Source organism: Corynebacterium ureicelerivorans, from assembly GCF_000747315.1.
In the GTDB taxonomy this organism is placed as follows: Bacteria; Actinomycetota; Actinomycetes; order Mycobacteriales; family Mycobacteriaceae; genus Corynebacterium; species Corynebacterium mucifaciens.
The window spans coordinates 2192679-2208101 of the sequence record NZ_CP009215.1 but is presented as its reverse complement, the minus strand read 5'-3'; the positions used below and the strand labels follow the sequence as shown (position 1 = coordinate 2208101).

General features: G+C 62.2%; 18 protein-coding genes and 1 pseudogene. 12 read left to right on the top strand and 7 right to left on the bottom strand.

Features of this window, described 5'->3' with window-relative positions; all coding sequences use genetic code 11:
• Positions 1 to 10 precede the first annotated feature (10 nt).
• Complete coding sequence (locus tag CUREI_RS10805; RefSeq protein ID WP_158407465.1) at positions 11 to 901, bottom strand: universal stress protein; 891 nt, start codon at positions 899 to 901, stop codon at positions 11 to 13.
• A gap of 181 nt (positions 902 to 1082) precedes the next feature.
• Between CUREI_RS10805 and CUREI_RS10800 the strand changes: the two genes are divergently transcribed.
• From CUREI_RS10800 to CUREI_RS12730, 10 genes are all read left to right on the top strand, one after another.
• Entirely contained in the window at positions 1083 to 1445 is a 363-nt protein-coding gene (locus tag CUREI_RS10800) for a DUF5318 family protein (RefSeq protein ID WP_038614464.1), read from the top strand.
• A gap of 104 nt (positions 1446 to 1549) precedes the next feature.
• Entirely contained in the window at positions 1550 to 3871 is a 2322-nt protein-coding gene (locus CUREI_RS10795; RefSeq protein ID WP_051952353.1) for a transglycosylase domain-containing protein, read from the top strand.
• Positions 3872 to 5362, top strand: a complete 1491-nt coding sequence (locus tag CUREI_RS10790) for a glycosyltransferase family 87 protein (protein WP_051952352.1) — start codon at positions 3872 to 3874, stop codon at positions 5360 to 5362.
• The gene (locus CUREI_RS10785) at positions 5359 to 5547 is read left to right on the top strand and encodes a hypothetical protein (protein ID WP_038614457.1); all 189 of its coding nucleotides are present in this window, start codon (positions 5359 to 5361) and stop codon (positions 5545 to 5547) included. Before CUREI_RS10790 ends, CUREI_RS10785 begins: the two co-directional genes overlap by 4 nt.
• Before the next feature lie 150 nt (positions 5548 to 5697).
• Positions 5698 to 5985 (top strand): 30S ribosomal protein S6, encoded by a 288-nt coding sequence (rpsF, locus tag CUREI_RS10780; RefSeq protein WP_201773331.1) that lies wholly within the window; start codon positions 5698 to 5700, stop codon positions 5983 to 5985.
• A gap of 51 nt (positions 5986 to 6036) precedes the next feature.
• Positions 6037 to 6684: a single-stranded DNA-binding protein gene (locus CUREI_RS10775; RefSeq protein WP_038613428.1), complete on the top strand. Its 648-nt coding sequence runs from the start codon at positions 6037 to 6039 to the stop codon at positions 6682 to 6684.
• Positions 6685 to 6732: 48 nt separating this feature from the next.
• The gene (gene rplI, locus CUREI_RS10770; RefSeq protein WP_038613426.1) at positions 6733 to 7185 is read left to right on the top strand and encodes a 50S ribosomal protein L9; all 453 of its coding nucleotides are present in this window, start codon (positions 6733 to 6735) and stop codon (positions 7183 to 7185) included.
• Between the two features lie 132 nt (positions 7186 to 7317).
• Complete coding sequence (locus tag CUREI_RS10765; RefSeq protein WP_038613424.1) at positions 7318 to 8004, top strand: AAA family ATPase; 687 nt, start codon at positions 7318 to 7320, stop codon at positions 8002 to 8004.
• Positions 8004 to 8678: an AAA family ATPase gene (locus tag CUREI_RS10760; RefSeq protein WP_051952351.1), complete on the top strand. Its 675-nt coding sequence runs from the start codon at positions 8004 to 8006 to the stop codon at positions 8676 to 8678. Before CUREI_RS10765 ends, CUREI_RS10760 begins: the two co-directional genes overlap by 1 nt.
• A gap of 290 nt (positions 8679 to 8968) precedes the next feature.
• Positions 8969 to 9238 (top strand): hypothetical protein, encoded by a 270-nt coding sequence (locus tag CUREI_RS12730; protein WP_236627288.1) that lies wholly within the window; start codon positions 8969 to 8971, stop codon positions 9236 to 9238.
• A gap of 273 nt (positions 9239 to 9511) precedes the next feature.
• Here the strand turns inward: CUREI_RS12730 and CUREI_RS12725 are convergent, their stop codons facing one another.
• Positions 9512 to 9667, bottom strand: coding sequence for a hypothetical protein (locus CUREI_RS12725; protein WP_236627212.1), 156 nt, complete (start codon positions 9665 to 9667; stop codon positions 9512 to 9514).
• Positions 9668 to 9949: 282 nt separating this feature from the next.
• Between CUREI_RS12725 and CUREI_RS12720 the strand changes: the two genes are divergently transcribed.
• Complete coding sequence (locus tag CUREI_RS12720; RefSeq protein ID WP_236627211.1) at positions 9950 to 10384, top strand: HNH endonuclease; 435 nt, start codon at positions 9950 to 9952, stop codon at positions 10382 to 10384.
• Between the two features lie 11 nt (positions 10385 to 10395).
• Entirely contained in the window at positions 10396 to 10863 is a 468-nt protein-coding gene (locus CUREI_RS12715; protein ID WP_038613422.1) for an SMI1/KNR4 family protein, read from the top strand.
• Here the strand turns inward: CUREI_RS12715 and CUREI_RS12095 are convergent.
• The 5 genes and pseudogenes from CUREI_RS12095 to CUREI_RS10725 all read right to left on the bottom strand — a co-directional run.
• A pseudogene (locus tag CUREI_RS12095) lies at positions 10837 to 11256 on the bottom strand (recombinase family protein); the annotation flags it as partial. The gene CUREI_RS12715 and the pseudogene CUREI_RS12095 sit on opposite strands and share 27 nt — an antisense overlap.
• A gap of 142 nt (positions 11257 to 11398) precedes the next feature.
• Positions 11399 to 11929: a hypothetical protein gene (locus tag CUREI_RS10740; protein ID WP_144242463.1), complete on the bottom strand. Its 531-nt coding sequence runs from the start codon at positions 11927 to 11929 to the stop codon at positions 11399 to 11401.
• Positions 11930 to 12068: 139 nt separating this feature from the next.
• Entirely contained in the window at positions 12069 to 13805 is a 1737-nt protein-coding gene (locus tag CUREI_RS10735) for an ABC transporter permease family protein (protein ID WP_038613416.1), read from the bottom strand.
• A 1-nt stretch (position 13806) separates the two neighbouring features.
• Positions 13807 to 14445, bottom strand: coding sequence for an ATP-binding cassette domain-containing protein (locus tag CUREI_RS10730; protein WP_038613414.1), 639 nt, complete (start codon positions 14443 to 14445; stop codon positions 13807 to 13809).
• Between the two features lie 680 nt (positions 14446 to 15125).
• Entirely contained in the window at positions 15126 to 15371 is a 246-nt protein-coding gene (locus CUREI_RS10725; RefSeq protein WP_038613412.1) for a ribbon-helix-helix domain-containing protein, read from the bottom strand.
• Between the last annotated feature and the right edge of the window lie 52 nt (positions 15372 to 15423).

The following is a 15423-nucleotide window of genomic DNA, read 5'->3' as shown; positions in this document are numbered from 1 at the left end:
CGGGCCAAACTTACTGCGCTTTCTTGGGCTTGGACGCGGCGCGGGGGCAGACGATCACCGGCACGGAGGCGTAGCGGATGAACTCGCCCTCGCGTGTGCCCACAAACACGCTGGTGAGCTGCTGTGTCGGCTGGGAGCCCAGGCACATGATGTCGCCCTTTTTCCACTTCACCGAATCGATGGAGCGCTTCCAGCTCTTCGCGGCGGACACCGCGCTTGTCACGTCGAAGTGGTCGCAGCGCTCCGGGGCGAACTCCTCCGCCAGCGCCCACGCGTAGTCGCGCGCGCGATCCAAGATGCCCAGGGTCTGCTCATTCCAGGAGGAGGAAAGCTTTTCGTACGCGGTGGGGGAGAAGGCGATGATGCGCAGCGGCAGCCTCAGCGAGCAGGCGAGTGCCGTGGCGTAATCCAGCCCGGAAAAGTCCGGCTCCACCGGCTCGTCCTCCATCACGATGGCGTAGGTGACACGCGTGATGCCCTTCTTAGCCAGCTTCACGCCGCGCGGGGCCAGGCCGAGGGGGACGGGGCAGGAACGCATGAGCTCGTCGGCCACGCTCGACGGGCGGAGACGGCCCTTCGGGGTCTTCGCACGCGAGCCGAGCAGGATAAGGTCCGCGTTGAAATCCTCGGCCGTGTCGTAGAGAGAGCGCACCGTATCCTTGCTGTCCACCAGGCGGGCCACGTCCTTAGACCACTGGGTGCGCGGGAGGTGCTCTTTCAGTGCTTTCTCCACCCGGCTGTCAAAGGTCGACTGCGCTTCCTTCATCCGCTTCTTGCGGCCTTTGGCTGCGTTGGCCAGGGATTTTGACCACGGGGACCGCGCGTTGGACATCACCTGCACCCGCACCGGCAGTGAACGGCCGAGCCAGCCGGCGAATTCCACGGCCTCTGTATTGGTCACGTCCCAGCCCACGAGCACACGCAGGGGAGAGGTACCGGCCGGAAGGCGGGCACCGTCGGAACTGGCTGGGGTACTCAGGTCCTACCTCCTTGGCAGGTGGTCGTGTCAGCGGGCTGGAAGTTGCACAGGCATCATAAGCACCAGCCCTACCCGCGAAAAAAGCGTGGTTAAGATGGCCGGGATGTTCACGTACGAGCACGAGGTGTCCCACGAGTGGCAGCGCCGCCAGACCCTGCGCGAGCTCAAGATGGGGCGCGTGCCTATGCGCGACGTGTGCGACGCCGACTTTCTGCTGCGCGCTGCCGCGCAGCACCATGGCGAGGATTCCGCCCGGCCGTGCCCTGTGTGCGGGGGCGCAATGCGCAACGTGCGCTGGGTCTACTCCGAAAAATTGGGCAGGCGGACGGGGACTGCGCGTAGTGAGGACGAGATTGACAGGCTCGCCCACGAGGTGGGGCCCCTGACCGTCCATGTGGTCGAGGTTTGCCCCGTGTGCAAATGGAACCATTTGTTGCAGGAAGTCACAGCCGTACCAGTAGTGTGAATCCGAACTGGGCAGGTAGGGTGTCCGGTAGGAATTTGGTAGGTAGCTCGCCCGTTTCGCACCCCCCAGCGGGCGCGGCGGGTGCGACTGTGCAGGGAAAACGTGTGACTGACAAAAGCACTGAAAACACAAAGGGGCCGAACAACGAGAACGGCACGAGCACCGAGGCCGCGAACACCGGCGACGGCGGCGGTTCCACGGCCGTAACGGGAGAAAAGTCCCGTGCCGGGCAGTGGGTCCTCGCTCTCGGGTTGTTTTTGCTGCTCCTCGCGTCCATCCCCGCGGCCTGGTTTGTTTGGAAGTACGTCCGGGCCGACGTGCCGGAGCCCGGCGAAATTGAAACCGCGCAGGTGTCCTCCATTTACTTCCGCGACGGTGAAAACGAGCTCGCCCGCGTCGTGCCGCCGGAAGGCAACCGCGAGCAGGTGGCTCTTGAGGCCGTTCCGGCCGACGTGCAAGACGCTGTGCTGGCGGCGGAGGACCGCGATTTCTGGACGAACTCGGGCTTTTCCTTCACCGGCTTCGCCCGCGCCGCAATCGGGCAGTTCACCGGCAACACCTCTGCTGGCGGCGGGTCCACCATCACCCAGCAGTACGTGAAAAACGCGCTGGTGGGCAACGAGCACTCCTACCAGCGCAAGGCCAACGAGCTGGTGTACTCCGTGAAGATGACCAACCAGTGGTCGAAGGAAGACATCCTGCGCGCCTACCTCAACACCGTCTACTTTGGCCGCAACGCCTACGGCGTCGAAGCTGCGGCACACGCCTACTTTGACAAGCCTGCGTCCGAGCTGACCGTGGAAGAGGGCGGTGTCCTTGCCGCCTCTATCCAGCTTCCCAGCGAGCTCGACCCGTGGACCAACCGCCAAGCCGCCGAGCAGCGCTGGAACTACGTGATGGACGGCCTGGTGGAGATGGGCAAGCTCACGCCGGATGAGCGCGCCGGGCTGGAGTACCCGGAAACACGCGACCCGGCCAGCTACTCCGCCTACACCGAGGCGACTGGGCCGAACGGCCTGATCAAGAACCAGGTCATCACCGAGCTGGCGGCCCTGGGTATCACCGAAGACGACCTGACTAACCGTGGGTTGCAGATCACCACCACCATCGACGAGGACTCCCAGGCCAACGTGGAGAGCATTGCCCGCGACCGGTTGGCCAACCTGCAGGAGGACGCCCGCACGGCGGTTGTGGCCGTGGATCCGTCCACGGGCGGGGTGCGCGCGTACTACGGAGGCGACGAGGCCAGCGGATGGGACTACGCCAACGCCGGCCTGCAGACGGGATCCACCTTCAAGATCTTCGCGTTGGCGGCAGCGCTGCAGCAGGGCATTCCGCTGACCGCGATGTTCGACTCCTCGCCGGTGCAGTTACCGGGTGGCATCACCGTGACCAACTGGGACGGTGGCGGCGGCGGCATGATCAGCATGTCGCAGGCAACCCGCGTATCTTCCAATACCGCCTACATGCGCATCCAGAACGAGCTGGACAACACCACCCAGGACACCGCCGACATGGCCCACGCCTTGGGCGTGGCGAAGTCCATCCCGGGCATCCCCGTTACCCTGCGCGAGAACGGTGGCCAGCCGTACGAGGGCATCGTGCTGGGCCAGTACCAGTCGCGCGTGCTCGACATGGCTACCGCGATGGCCACGCTGACCAACCGCGGCCTGCTCCACCCGACCCACTTTGTGGAGAAGATCGTCGACGCCAACGGCGAGGTCCTCTACCAGGTGGACAACGAGTACGCCGAGCGCCGTGTGTCGGAGCAGGTCGCGGACAACGTCCTTGAGGCCATGCAGGGCGTGGTGGGTTACTCCAACGCCACACTTGCCGGCGGCCGCCCGTCGGCCGCCAAGACCGGCACCGCCCAGATGGGCGACACCGGCAACAACAAGGACGCGTGGATGGTCGGCTCTACCCCGCAGCTCGCGGTCGCGGTGTGGGTCGGAACCGCAGATAACACTTCGCCGATCTTCAACGAGTGGGGTGGCAACATGTTCGGCTCCAACACGCCGGCGAAGATTTGGAAGGACGTGCTGGACACCGAGTTGGAGGGCGAAGAGTTCGAGAACTTCGCCGAAGCCAGCCCGGTGTACTGGGGCGTGAGCCCCTACAGTGGCGGCACCAGCATGGGCGGTTACTACTCCAGCCCCTCCACCACGTACAGCTCAGGCACCGGCACTGGCACGGGCACTGGCACCGGCCAGTCTGCGTCGACGTCTAGTTCGCAGACGCAGTCGGGCTACACGGCGCCGCAGAGCCAGGTGGTGGAGCAGGCTCCCGCCCCCGCATACACTTCCGCCCCGGCACCCGCCCCGTCGTCTGCACCGGCGCCGGCGCCCCAGCAGGACCCGGCGCCTGCCGACGAGCTCCGCGACGCCATCGACAACGTCATCGGCCAAGTTGAAGAGGCATTGCAGTAAATGTCCTCCACCCGGCAGACCCAGCAGTCCCAGCTGATCACGTGGCCGGACCCGGCGGACCGTGTGCAGCCCGGCCGCACCGAGCCGGTTGCCCGCGGCTGGGTGGAGTTTCTCGGCGGGCCGATGGGCCGCTTCGCGCAGATCGGCCGGGCAAGGTTTTGGACACCGCTGCGCTCCATCCTCGCGGTAACCTACCTCTTCCTTTCCTTTGGTCTGCTTGAAAAAGCCCACTGCGCCGGCGGCAAGGCGGACGGCAACGGCGGCATCCAGCTCAACTGGGACGGCAACCGTCAGTACACCGCAGCCTGTTACAACGACATCGTGCCGCTCTACGGTGGACGCGGCTTAGACAAGGGCGGCTTCGTCTACGACTACTCGTGGGTCGACGACGGTCTGACGCGCTACATGGAGTACCCCGTGTTGGCCGGTCTTTTCCAGCAGCTGTCTGCCTGGCTGTCGCGCGGCACGTACTTCCTGGTGGATACCGTCCTCCCGCCGTCCGGCTGGTACTTCTACGTCACCGCGCTGCTGCTCTCGATCATCTGGGTGATCACCGTCCGCATGGTGGCGGAGCTCGCGGGCAACCGCATCTGGGACACCCTCCTGGTTGCTGGCTCCCCGCTGCTGATCGTCCACGCGTTCACCAACTGGGACATCCCGTCCATCTTCTTCGCCGTCGCCGCGATGCTCGCGGCCCGCAACCGCCGCTTCTGGTTGGCGGGCGTGCTCATCGGACTCGGCACCGCCTTCAAGCTGTGGCCAATCTTCCTGCTCGGTGCCTACCTCACCGTGGCGCTGCGCAGGCGTGAGCTTGCGCCGTTCGGCAGAATGCTCGCTGCCGCGGTGGTGTCCTGGCTGGCGGTCAACGTGCCGGTCTACCTGCGCAACCCGGACGCGTGGGGCGAGTTCAACCGCCTCAACACGGACCGCGGCTGGGAGTGGACCACCATCTACGCCGTGATTTCCCGCCTGACGGGCTGGGACGGCTTCGATTCCGGCGACGGCGCCCCGGTCGTCCTCAACGCCGTGACCTTGGTGCTCTTCCTGCTGGGCTGCCTGGCGGTGCTCGTGCTGGGGCTGAAGGCGCCGCAGACGCCGCGCATCGCGCAGCTGGTCGTGCTGATCGTGGGGTTCTTCCTCCTTTTTAACAAGGTGTGGAGCCCGCAGTACTCCCTCTGGTTTGTCATCCCCGCGGTCCTCGCGCTGCCGCACTGGCGTCTACTGCTCACTTGGATGACGGTGGACATGGCCGTGTGGCCTGTGCTGATGTGGCACATGCTGGGGGCCGACAACATGGGCCTGCCCGGCTGGTTCCTCAACATCGTCATCATCGCCCGCGACGCACTCATCATCACCATCATGATGCTGGTGGTGCGGCAGGTGCTGGGCAAGCGGCGCGACAAGGTCCGAGCCGCTCACAACGGGCACGACCCCCTCATGTCACTTCCCGCTGAGTGGAAGGAGCCGTCGCTGGAAAGGTGCAGCCGGTGAGCACCACAACGATCTTGGGCATCGCCTCCATCGTGGTGGCGTTCGCCCTCTTCGGCGTGTCCTTCACCATGGCTGTGCAAGGGCGTAAGCGGGCGTCGATAGGCTTCGGCGCAGCCGCCTTCATCTTCATGACCGTCATCCCAGTCTCCCTCGCGCTCTTTTCCGCGGTGCCGAACCCGCACTAGGCGAAAGCCGGGCCACCTCACGCCGCGCGGGGTTTTGTGCTGGTCAAACCGTCAGGTAGTCTGTTCGGGTTGCTTGACGCAACGACCCTCCTGCCATGACCACAAGGGTGATGGCCGAAACAATCAAGACCATAGGAGGTGATGAGGTCCGTGCGTCACTACGAAGTAATGATCATCCTCGATCCGCAGCAGGATGAGCGCACCGTTGCCCCGTCCCTGGATAAGTTCCTGGAGATCGTCCGCAAGGATGGCGGCAAGGTGGAAAACGTTGATGTGTGGGGCAAGAAGCGCCTTGCTTACCCGATCAACAAGAAGGAAGAGGGCATCTACGCCGTTGTCAACCTCGACTGCGAGTCTGACACGGTCAACGAGCTCGACCGCGTGCTGAACCTGAACGAGAACGTTCTGCGCACCAAGGTTCTGCGTACCGACAAGTAGGAACCGGTAGGCTCAGAAACCACACGATCAGCAGGTAGGAAGGTTTAGGACATGGCTCAAGGCGATACCCCAATTACCGTTGTCGGCAACCTGGTTGCAGACCCGGAGCTGCGCTTCATCCCGAGCGGCGCCGCCGTTGCGAACTTCCGTATCGCGTCTACGCCCCGCACCTTTAACCGGGAGACGAACCAGTGGGAGGACGGCGAAGCCCTGTTCCTCACGTGCAACTGCTGGCGGCAGATGGCGGAAAACGTCGCGGAATCCTTGACCAAGGGTATGCGCGTCGTTGTCACCGGCAAGCTGCGCCAGCGTTCCTACCAGACCAAAGAGGGCGAAAACCGCACCGTGTTCGAGGTCGAGGTCGACGAGGTCGGCCCGTCCCTGAAGTACGCTAGCGCGTCTGTGTCCCGCAACCCTCGTGAGGGCGGGCAGGGCGGCTACGGTGGTGGCAACCAGGGTGGCCAGCGAGGCGGCTTCGGTGGAAACCAGGGCGGCCAGAGCCAGAACCAGGGCGGTTACAACCCGGGCAACGGCGGCTTCGGCGGCCAGTCCCAGGGCGGCCAGCCTCAGGGCGGCCAGGGTGGCTACAACGGCAACCAGGGTGGCCAAAACCAGTCCCAGCCCGATCATGATCCGTGGGGTTCCGCACCGGATGCCGGCGGTTTTTCCGGCGGCGCAGGCGATGAGCCGCCGTTCTAAACGACAACCACACATCAAGCATTTTTCACCACAAGGAAGGTTAGGATTATGAAGCTGATCCTCACCGCTGCCGTCGAGAAGCTTGGCGAGCCTGGAGAGGTCGTCGAGGTAAAGGACGGTTACGGACGCAACTTCCTGCTCCCGCGCGGCCTGGCTATCCCGGCTACCCGCGGCGCAGAGAAGCAGATTGAAGACATTAAGCGCGCCCAGGCTGAGCGCCAGGTCCGCGACCTGGACCACGCCAAGGAGCTGCGTGACCAGCTCGACCAGCTCAAGGGCATCAAGGTTCCCGTGCGCACCGCCAACAACGGCAAGCTGTTCGGCTCCGTGAAGCCGGCTGACATCGCCGCTGCCGTGAAGGCTGCAGGCGGCCCGAACCTGGACAAGCGCCGCATCAACGTGCCGAAGGGCCTTGTGACCAAGACCGGTGGCTACCAGGTCAAGGTCAACCTCCACGATGACGTGGAGGGCAAGGTGAACTTCGAGGTCGTAAGCGCATAACGCACCCGCTTATCGACGACTGCTCCGCCTGAGAACGGAATATAGGCAGTCCAACGACAACAGCATTTCAAGCGCGGGTCCCACTTGTGAGGAGTGGGGCCCGCGCTGTTGCGTGCGGATACACTACCGCTCATGTTCCTGACCAAGATCAGCGTTACCGGTAAGGTGCACGGCTACGCCCGCGACCTGCCGGTGGTTCGGGCCTTGGCCGAGCGCCCCCTCGAACTCGACCGCACGACCATTCTCACCGGCGACAACGGCTCTGGAAAGTCCACGTTGGTTGAGGCCATCGCTGTCGCCGCCGGCGCGAACGCTGCGGGCGGCTCCCGCAACGCCCGGTTTGCGGCGGCGGACCATTCCCAGCTGCACGCCTCGCTCACGTTGACCCGCCGGCAGAACCCGCGCGACGTGTTTTTCCTACGCGGCGAGACATTCTTCTCTCTCGGCGAATACCACCAATCGCTCGGCCCGGAGGACCCGCTCGCGGCAATACCGAAGCGCAGCCACGGCCAGGGCATCATGTTGCTGGCGCGGGAGCGCCTCGGCCCGGAATCGTTGGTCATCCTCGACGAGCCGGAGGACGGCCTGTCCGTGTTTGCCCAGCTGGAGCTCCTCGGTCTGCTCACCGTCCTGGTACGTCGCGGCGCACAGGTGCTCATGGCCACGCATTCGCCGGTGCTGCTCGCCGTCCCCGGTGCCCGCATTGTGGGTGTTCCCGCACTAGAGCCTGTGCCTTACGACGCCTGCGAGCCCGTCACCGCCACCCGGGAATTCATCAGCGACCCGGCTGGCACGGCACAATTCCTGGTGCAGCCGTGATGTTTATCGAGCACGTCACCGTCGATCCTTCGAAGTCCCCGGGTTGGGCGCTCGCGACCCCGGCGATTGCGCACGTGGCGGAGTTAGGCTTCGCGCTGACCCACCCGATCACTCTGATCACGGGCGGCAACGGCGTAGGCAAATCCACGCTGCTTGAGGGGATGGCGCGGGCGTGGGGGTTTGCGGTGGAAGGCGGAACGTGGGGCGTCGGCAAGGCTGGCGCCCATGACCCGATGTTCGGTGCGCTGGAACTACGGACTGGGCCGCGTGCGAAGGCCGGGTATTTTCTCCGTGGAGAGACGCATACACGGGTGACGCAGTTTGGTGGCCGATCGCACGGCGAGTCCGTGATGGAGCTGACCTCCCGGTTCATCCCGAACGCGCTGTACCTGCTGGACGAGCCCGAATCGGGCCTGTCTGCGGTAGCGCAGATGGCCTTGTTGTCCCAGCTGCACGCGCTGGCAGAGGCGGATGCGCAGGTGATCGCGGTGACGCACTCGCCGATCGTGCTCGGGGTGCCGGGCGCGGAGATCGTGGAGATCAGCGAGCACGGCATGGAGCGCTGCCTTGCGGTGGAGGACACCCTCGCGTACAGGGCCATGCGCGACTTTTTGGAGGACCCGCACGGCATTGCGGAGTATATGGCGGACTGGGCGGAAGGGGAGCTGGCGTAGCGTTCGAACGTCCGTGTCGGGGTGGTGGTGTACGACTGGTTCATCAACGACGAAGTCAAAACCCTTCGTCTTCCCGATCTCATCGACACAGCATGGAAGCTGCGCGAGACCCAGGGGGACAACACCCGGGCAGCAGCCGACGCAGCACTACGCGACGGCGGATATGACGCCCTCGACGATTTCGTCAACGGCGGCGGGTACGACAAGGCCCGCTATAGTGACCAGCTCCAGCAGGCGTATCACCTGGTGAAAGTGGTGGCCCGGAGGTCAAAGCCGCAGCTGAAGCCGCCATTGCCGGGGACCGGAAGACCCTCGACGAGTTCATCACCATCGAGCAGTATCGCCGCGGCATGCTCGACTGCCAACGCGATGCCCACAACGCCGAAATTGATTCCCTCCTCGAATTGGGAAACAAAGCCGCCGATGACGCCTCGCAACAAGCCGCGACCGCACAGGCGGCCTACCAGCAGGCAAACGGAGCAGCCGACCGGGCCGATGAATACGCCCGCGAAGCACGGCAATGGGCCGGGCGGGCAGAACAATCCGCCCAACAAGCGTAAGCCCACGTCGACTCCGCCCAGCAATCACTCGACTTCGCCCAGCAACAACAGCAATGCGGCCACGAGGCAGCCGCGTCCGCCGAAGCCGACGCAGCCCAGGCGACCAGTAACGCCGACCAGGCGACCACGTACGCCGCCACCGCCCGCGCCGCCGCGACCAACGCCGCCGCTTCAGCGTCCGCGGCCCGCCAATCCGCCAACGCCGCCAGCCAGGATGCCGCCGCAGCTAGCCAGGCAGCCAACGACGCTTACGCCGCAGCGTGGCAACTCGAACTAAGCGAAAGGGAACAGGCCAGGGCCGCCGCCGTAGGCGAGCTCAAAGTCGAGCCTCAAAGCGCACTGGATAAAATCCGCTCCGCGATCGGCAAGGAAGCTCTCGATCTCATCCTCGACCTCATCGGTGTGGGCGACGTACTCAAATGCTTCCACGGGGAATTCAGTGGATGCATCTGGGCTGCCGTGGGAGTTTTCCCATCGGCAAAGGCGCAAAAATCGCCAAGGCCATGCCCGCAATCCGCAAGCTCATCGCCAATCCGGCGAGATCAAACGCGCCTTCCAGTACTCATGGGTCAAAGCCGCACTCGATGACGCACTCATCCCCGCAGCGTGCAGGATTAGCGGTGTCGCAGCCACCGGGACTATCACCTACTCCAATGCGATCTGCCGCACCCCCGCCGGCACCCAGCACACCTACATCACTGCCGCATCGAAATGCCCAATCCCATCCACCGTCAAAAAATCAACGGACGCAACCCCATCAACGCCCGTTTTGCAGGCAATAAATGGCGCGACGGTGACCCCGCCAAAATGCCACCAGGATTCCACGAAAAACATGGAGACATCTACTTCACCGACGAAGGATTCCCCATCCTCGATCGCTTTGTAGCTGAATATGACCCGAAAGTTATGCGTGGCGAAGCCAACTCAACAGACTTCGTCATCAAACCTACGGGGGACAGGGATCTAGATATTGCAATCGCAGATCATAAACTCGGAACAAATGCAAAATTTCGTCAAGAACGCGGATTGGTATGGCACCATCACCAGGATTGCGGTTGCATGCAGCTCATTGAAAAGGAAGTGCACAATGAGGTTAGGCACACCGGCGGCGTAGCTTTGTGGCCGACCTTGCCCGACTGCCTCTAAGGAGCAGATATATGACTGTTTACACCGACATGTTCACCAAAACCGGAGACCCCGCCGACGAGGCCCGACTTACCGAGATCGAGCACGCCATCGGCAGGCGATTGCCTGATGACTACCGGGCCCTCATCAAGGAAACCGGCGGCGGCACCCTCAAACTGACCAACTGCGTCATGCCAGGCCTGCCCGAGGGAGTCGGACGCCTGGCCACCGACGACATCTTCGGCAATGGCACGACCGAGACCACCCGCACTTTCGACCTGGCCACCCACGCCACCTTCCTCATGGAGGAATGGGAGATTCCCGACGAAGTCCGCCTTGGGCACACCACCGGCCCCCCGCCCTCGGGCCTGCGCGATCTGAACATCAGTAAGCACCTTCACCCGGCCCTTGTAGACTCCCCGGGCTTTCGCGCGAGCGATCCCCTCCGCCTGACGCTCCTTGATGATGGAGCGCTCAAACTCAGCCACACTACCCATTAACCCCAGTATTAACTTGGCAATTGGGTCCGCCTTCGCCGAATACGTCTGCCCCTCACGCAGAAACCTCACCGACACACCACGGCCCACAAGATCCTCAAAAATCGTGTGCAGATCCACCAGGGAACGCGTGAGGCGATCCATGCTCGTAACAATGAGCTGATCCCCCTTACGCAGATACCGCAGAACCTCCTCCAGCTGGGGACGGTGACGAGTCGAGCCACTGATCTTCTCTTTGTAAATCTGCGACGCCCCCGCCGCACGGAGTTGGGCAAGCTGGCGATCCAGGTTCTGCTCCAAAGAACTCACGCGGGCGTAACCGACTTTCTGCCCCACAACAACGTCCTGATGTTCGTCCAGCTCTAGAGGCAGTGACTGTTCTGCTCCGTTAGGCATGATATAACGCTACCTAACAGGGAGAAGTTGTCATTCAGACCTGTTCACGTAAGGTGTACCCAATGCGGACAACCGGGACTTAATAGGTGCACACGCCATCAATGCCGCCGACCCTCTCCTCAAAACCTATAGGGCCGTTTATTTAAAGAGAGGCTTTCTTATCCGCTCTGTATTGCTCCCCCGTTATGAGGCCCCGATATAGATCCTCATGCAGTAGATGGGCCATGGTCTTCTTTCGCTGCTCCACATCTCTATCCCACTGTTCTAAGAGATCTTTTCGTTGTTTGCGAATCCGGTAGAGTACGTGGCCGATAGATACGGAAACCCCCAGTAAAACACCCCAAATTACAGTGGCTAAGGCATCGGAAGGCATAAATATTCCCTCCGCCAGATCAATCGATCCCCCATACCAGAGGATCAGAAAACCAAGCAACGCCTCTACGAGATAACCGCTATAAGCGACGACTCCGGCCATAAGCGGTGCAAGAAAGGTGAAACCCACTAACCATATATCTTCCTGGCCGGAAGTCACCGAGAAGAGTGCCAAATAGAAAATCCATGCCGCGATTGGAAAATAAGCTATCGTCACCAGGCACATCAGATGCGCAAATACGACGATAATTTTCAAAACCGAGAATGATGCATTCGGATCTAAAGTGAGATCCATCGCCACTGACGTCATCCCAATGGCACATAAACTGCAAGATAGCGGCAAGGAGGAGGGTTGTTTTCGCCCCAAACCCACCATTCGGCACCGCTTTCTTCTTCGCTCTTACCCAATTTTCTTCGGTAATGGTAGCGGATTATGTGAGTTACACTGCTCCATTGATCGCAGGCTTCTTGGAATGGGGAAAGAACGCGGTGGCGCTGGTAGCTAGGAACACAACCCCGAACAGGATCCACAACCCCAGCGGCATGAACGGTGTCCACGCTCCAACTCTGCCCGTGGTGACGATGTGGGCAACGGTGGTCAGCCACAAGCCTGCCGCCACAGCCGCGAGAGTGGCCGTCAGGTAAGGAAACAGTACCGCCCAAAACGCGGTGGCCTGGATACCCGATCGCGTCTTACCCAGCAGGTGCAGCGGAGAAAAGAAGCGCTGCAGGCTCGAGCGTTTACCGATCGTGGCGACGACGAGGATGACGCAGATTGCCAACAACGTGTAGGCGGCCAGGGGGATGAAGCCGGCGGTGCCGTCACCACTGGGGCCGTAGAACAGTTGTGTATCCTTCCCGGATCCTTCCGCCCACTTTTTTGCCGGCATCGCCGAGTAACCCTCGGGGGCCTGTGCGGAGGAGTCGGTGACAACGAGAGCCCAGTCAGGATCGACCGGGGGATTCTCCGACACCGCGGCAGAAAGCTGCATGTAGTCGAGATGGAAGGGATCTTCCTTGGCCGGGGCCTCGGCTCCGGAGAGGAACTCGTCGATAGCCTGAAGATTTGACCCGGCGATCGTGTAATCGTTGGCGACCTCGTGCGAGGCGGACTCGGAACCCGAATAAGTGATATCCGACGGTTGCCAGTAGACAACCCCGTGGCAGGAGTCTCCGATCTGGGCGCACACCTTCTCCGCGTCCCCCGGAGCCAAAAGGCGAGCATCGCCGGTGACGATGACGGGAGCTTCACTGACGTTTTGGGTCGTGTAATAGGCCCCGGCATCCAGCGAGGAAATAGCCCAGCTGAACCCGGCGAGGGGGATGGCCACCAATGCAGCCGCCAACCCTGCCCTGGACAGTGTGCCCGTGGCGGCAATGGAGCGAATCCCCACCGCAGGGGCGGTCCATCCGACGGTGCGACTGAGCACCGAGGAGATGGCACGGGATGCAAATCGGCTCAACGGCCCCGCCATGACCGCCGCGAGGACCGGGGTTGTCAGCACCATGACGGCCACAGCCATGCTCGACCCGCCTGCGGCAATCAGCCACACGCCGCAGATGATGTTGAGTGCCGCGACGACGATGCCGGCAATTTTTCCGGCTTTCTTCACTGCCGCGTTGCTTGCGCCTGCGGTGCTGGCCTGACCCACAACCCGGTCGAGGCGGATCGTACCGACCCCCGCCAGGTAAATAAGGCCGAGGACGATAAGTGCCGTACCCAGCACAGGCAGGGGCGCACCCCACACATCGGGCAGCTCTTTTCCCATGCCCAGGAAGAGTAGGTTCAAGAAGGGTCGGAGGATAACACGCCCGAGCACCACCGCCGACCCACTGGCCACACCCGCCAAGGCCAGCGCCTGCAGAAGGAAATGTCGCTGGAAAAATCCGTTCGAAACGCCTAGGTTCTTCATCGTCAGCACCGTGGCCCGGTGATCACTGATGAAGTTCTGGTGCGCCAGACGCACCCCGATGATCGTGGGAAAGATTGCGATCAAACTGACATTGACCATGCCCTGTTTGAGGTCGGAACTGCCGCCAGAGGAAAACGCGACGTACAGGATGGTTCCGACAAGCGTTCCGACTATGACGGCGGTTGCCACCAGACCGCCGATGTAGGGGCGGACAGTGGTCTTGAGCTCTCTGCGGTACGCGGCCGTGGGGTTGAGGGACTGCATGTCACCTCCCCATTTCCAGCAGCGTGTGTGCTGCGCCGCCGAACAGCTCCCGGTGGGAGCAGTACACGACGATCGCGCCACTGGTAGCCGCGTTGCGCATAAGCGATTCAACGACGGCGATGTTGTTCTCATCGAGGGCGCTGACCGGCTCATCCATCAACAACACGTCCGGCTGGGAGGATAATGCCTGGGCAATCGCCACACGCTGACGCTGCCCTCCGGAGAGCTCACCCGGGTAGACACCGGCATAATCCGCCATACCCACATCCCCCAGCAGATCCACCTGCTGCTGCGCGTTGAGGCCGCGGCCGGCGACATTAACAGCCAGGGCCAGGTTCTCCTGGCATGTCAGACTTTCAAGCAGCGTCGGCGCTTGGGGCGCGTAACCAACATGCTGAGCTCGCCAGTGTGAAGTCTTGTTACCCGACCAACGGTCAGCCCGCTGACCATCAATGACGACCTCGCCCGACTGAGGGGTGTGCAGACCCGCTAAAAGGTCCAGCACCGTCGATTTGCCGCTCCCCGACGGGCCACGGACAACGTATATCCCGGGCGTATTCAGAGTCAGGGAGACATTATCGAGAATCAGGGGAGCGTACCTGGTGTATCTAAATGAAAGGTCTTTCCAGGTGATTTCCATCTAAGTATCCTCTCACTTTCCGTGTTTCCAACATCTATTGGGCTTATAGACTTTCGTATAAAGAATATTCACTAATGAGACCTGCTAGCACTGCATAATGACAATTTATGGCGAGAGTAGGGCTCTACGAATGACCTTGATCCTTCAAACCATCTACGAGAGCACAACGCAGTAGTGAAGCCCTATTGAACAGGTCCCCGATGATTAAACTCGGTGCAATCGCCGTTTCCAGCCTCACTCAGAGCCCGTTGGCATCTCCCCCCGTACCCGGCATCACCACCACCGGAATTTTTGCGCCTATCGCTGCCCTGACAAGAATTCAGCGATAGATCCTTCTGGTCATGGGCGCGTTCAACTTGTTCTCCACACCAGCTCCTGGTCTCCGTGCTCGACACCTGACATGGCAAGGAGAACACCCATAAACAACACCGCCACCCCCCCTCCACGTAAGCAGGTCAACGCGCTTCGACCGTGCCTTCTTCGCATGAATCAATAATTCGTCTCCATCGAAGGCGACAACCACGATGGTTTCCAAAAAGCGGGCGTGGGTGTCGAACCCGAGGCGCAGTTCACGCTATTGCACGGGATCGTCGTCGAGGAGTGCGACCCATGCCGAAATGAAGCGGCGTTGATGCCGTCCCCCTCACTGACGCCGTACTTGGTGGCGGATGCCACCACCCTCATGTCGCGGTGATAGCGGTGATGGCCGGGCGCATAATCTCTGAGCGCGACAAATGCTTTTCTGCGGCGGCCCTGTCGAGCGAGTCCAGCTCCTCCGGGGTGAGACGAACCGTAACCACCTGAGAAGCTTCGGGGCCACAACCCGGTCGTCCCCGCCCGCGCTTCTTCAGCACATCGACGTTATAACCATGCTCCGCCTCAGCAACCCAGGCGTTCAACTGTTTCTCGGTGGAATTAACAGGCATACGATTATCGCATTACGTAATTAAGAGCATGCCGAGCATCTCGCCCAATCGC

Excerpts from the sequence above, each read along its gene's own strand:
- rplI (WP_038613426.1), top strand. The coding sequence starts at position 6,733 with ATGAAGCTGATCCTCACCGCTGCCGTCGAGAAGCTTGGCGAGCCTGGA.
- CUREI_RS12715 (WP_038613422.1), top strand. The coding sequence starts at position 10,396 with ATGACTGTTTACACCGACATGTTCACCAAAACCGGAGACCCCGCCGAC.
- CUREI_RS10765 (WP_038613424.1), top strand. The coding sequence starts at position 7,318 with ATGTTCCTGACCAAGATCAGCGTTACCGGTAAGGTGCACGGCTACGCC.
- CUREI_RS10725 (WP_038613412.1), bottom strand. The coding sequence starts at position 15,371 with ATGCCTGTTAATTCCACCGAGAAACAGTTGAACGCCTGGGTTGCTGAG.
- CUREI_RS10730 (WP_038613414.1), bottom strand. The coding sequence starts at position 14,445 with ATGGAAATCACCTGGAAAGACCTTTCATTTAGATACACCAGGTACGCT.
- CUREI_RS10760 (WP_051952351.1), top strand. The coding sequence starts at position 8,004 with ATGTTTATCGAGCACGTCACCGTCGATCCTTCGAAGTCCCCGGGTTGG.
- CUREI_RS10790 (WP_051952352.1), top strand. The coding sequence starts at position 3,872 with ATGTCCTCCACCCGGCAGACCCAGCAGTCCCAGCTGATCACGTGGCCG.
- CUREI_RS10800 (WP_038614464.1), top strand. The coding sequence starts at position 1,083 with ATGTTCACGTACGAGCACGAGGTGTCCCACGAGTGGCAGCGCCGCCAG.
- CUREI_RS10735 (WP_038613416.1), bottom strand. The coding sequence starts at position 13,805 with ATGCAGTCCCTCAACCCCACGGCCGCGTACCGCAGAGAGCTCAAGACC.
- CUREI_RS10775 (WP_038613428.1), top strand. The coding sequence starts at position 6,037 with ATGGCTCAAGGCGATACCCCAATTACCGTTGTCGGCAACCTGGTTGCA.
- CUREI_RS12720 (WP_236627211.1), top strand. The coding sequence starts at position 9,950 with ATGCCCAATCCCATCCACCGTCAAAAAATCAACGGACGCAACCCCATC.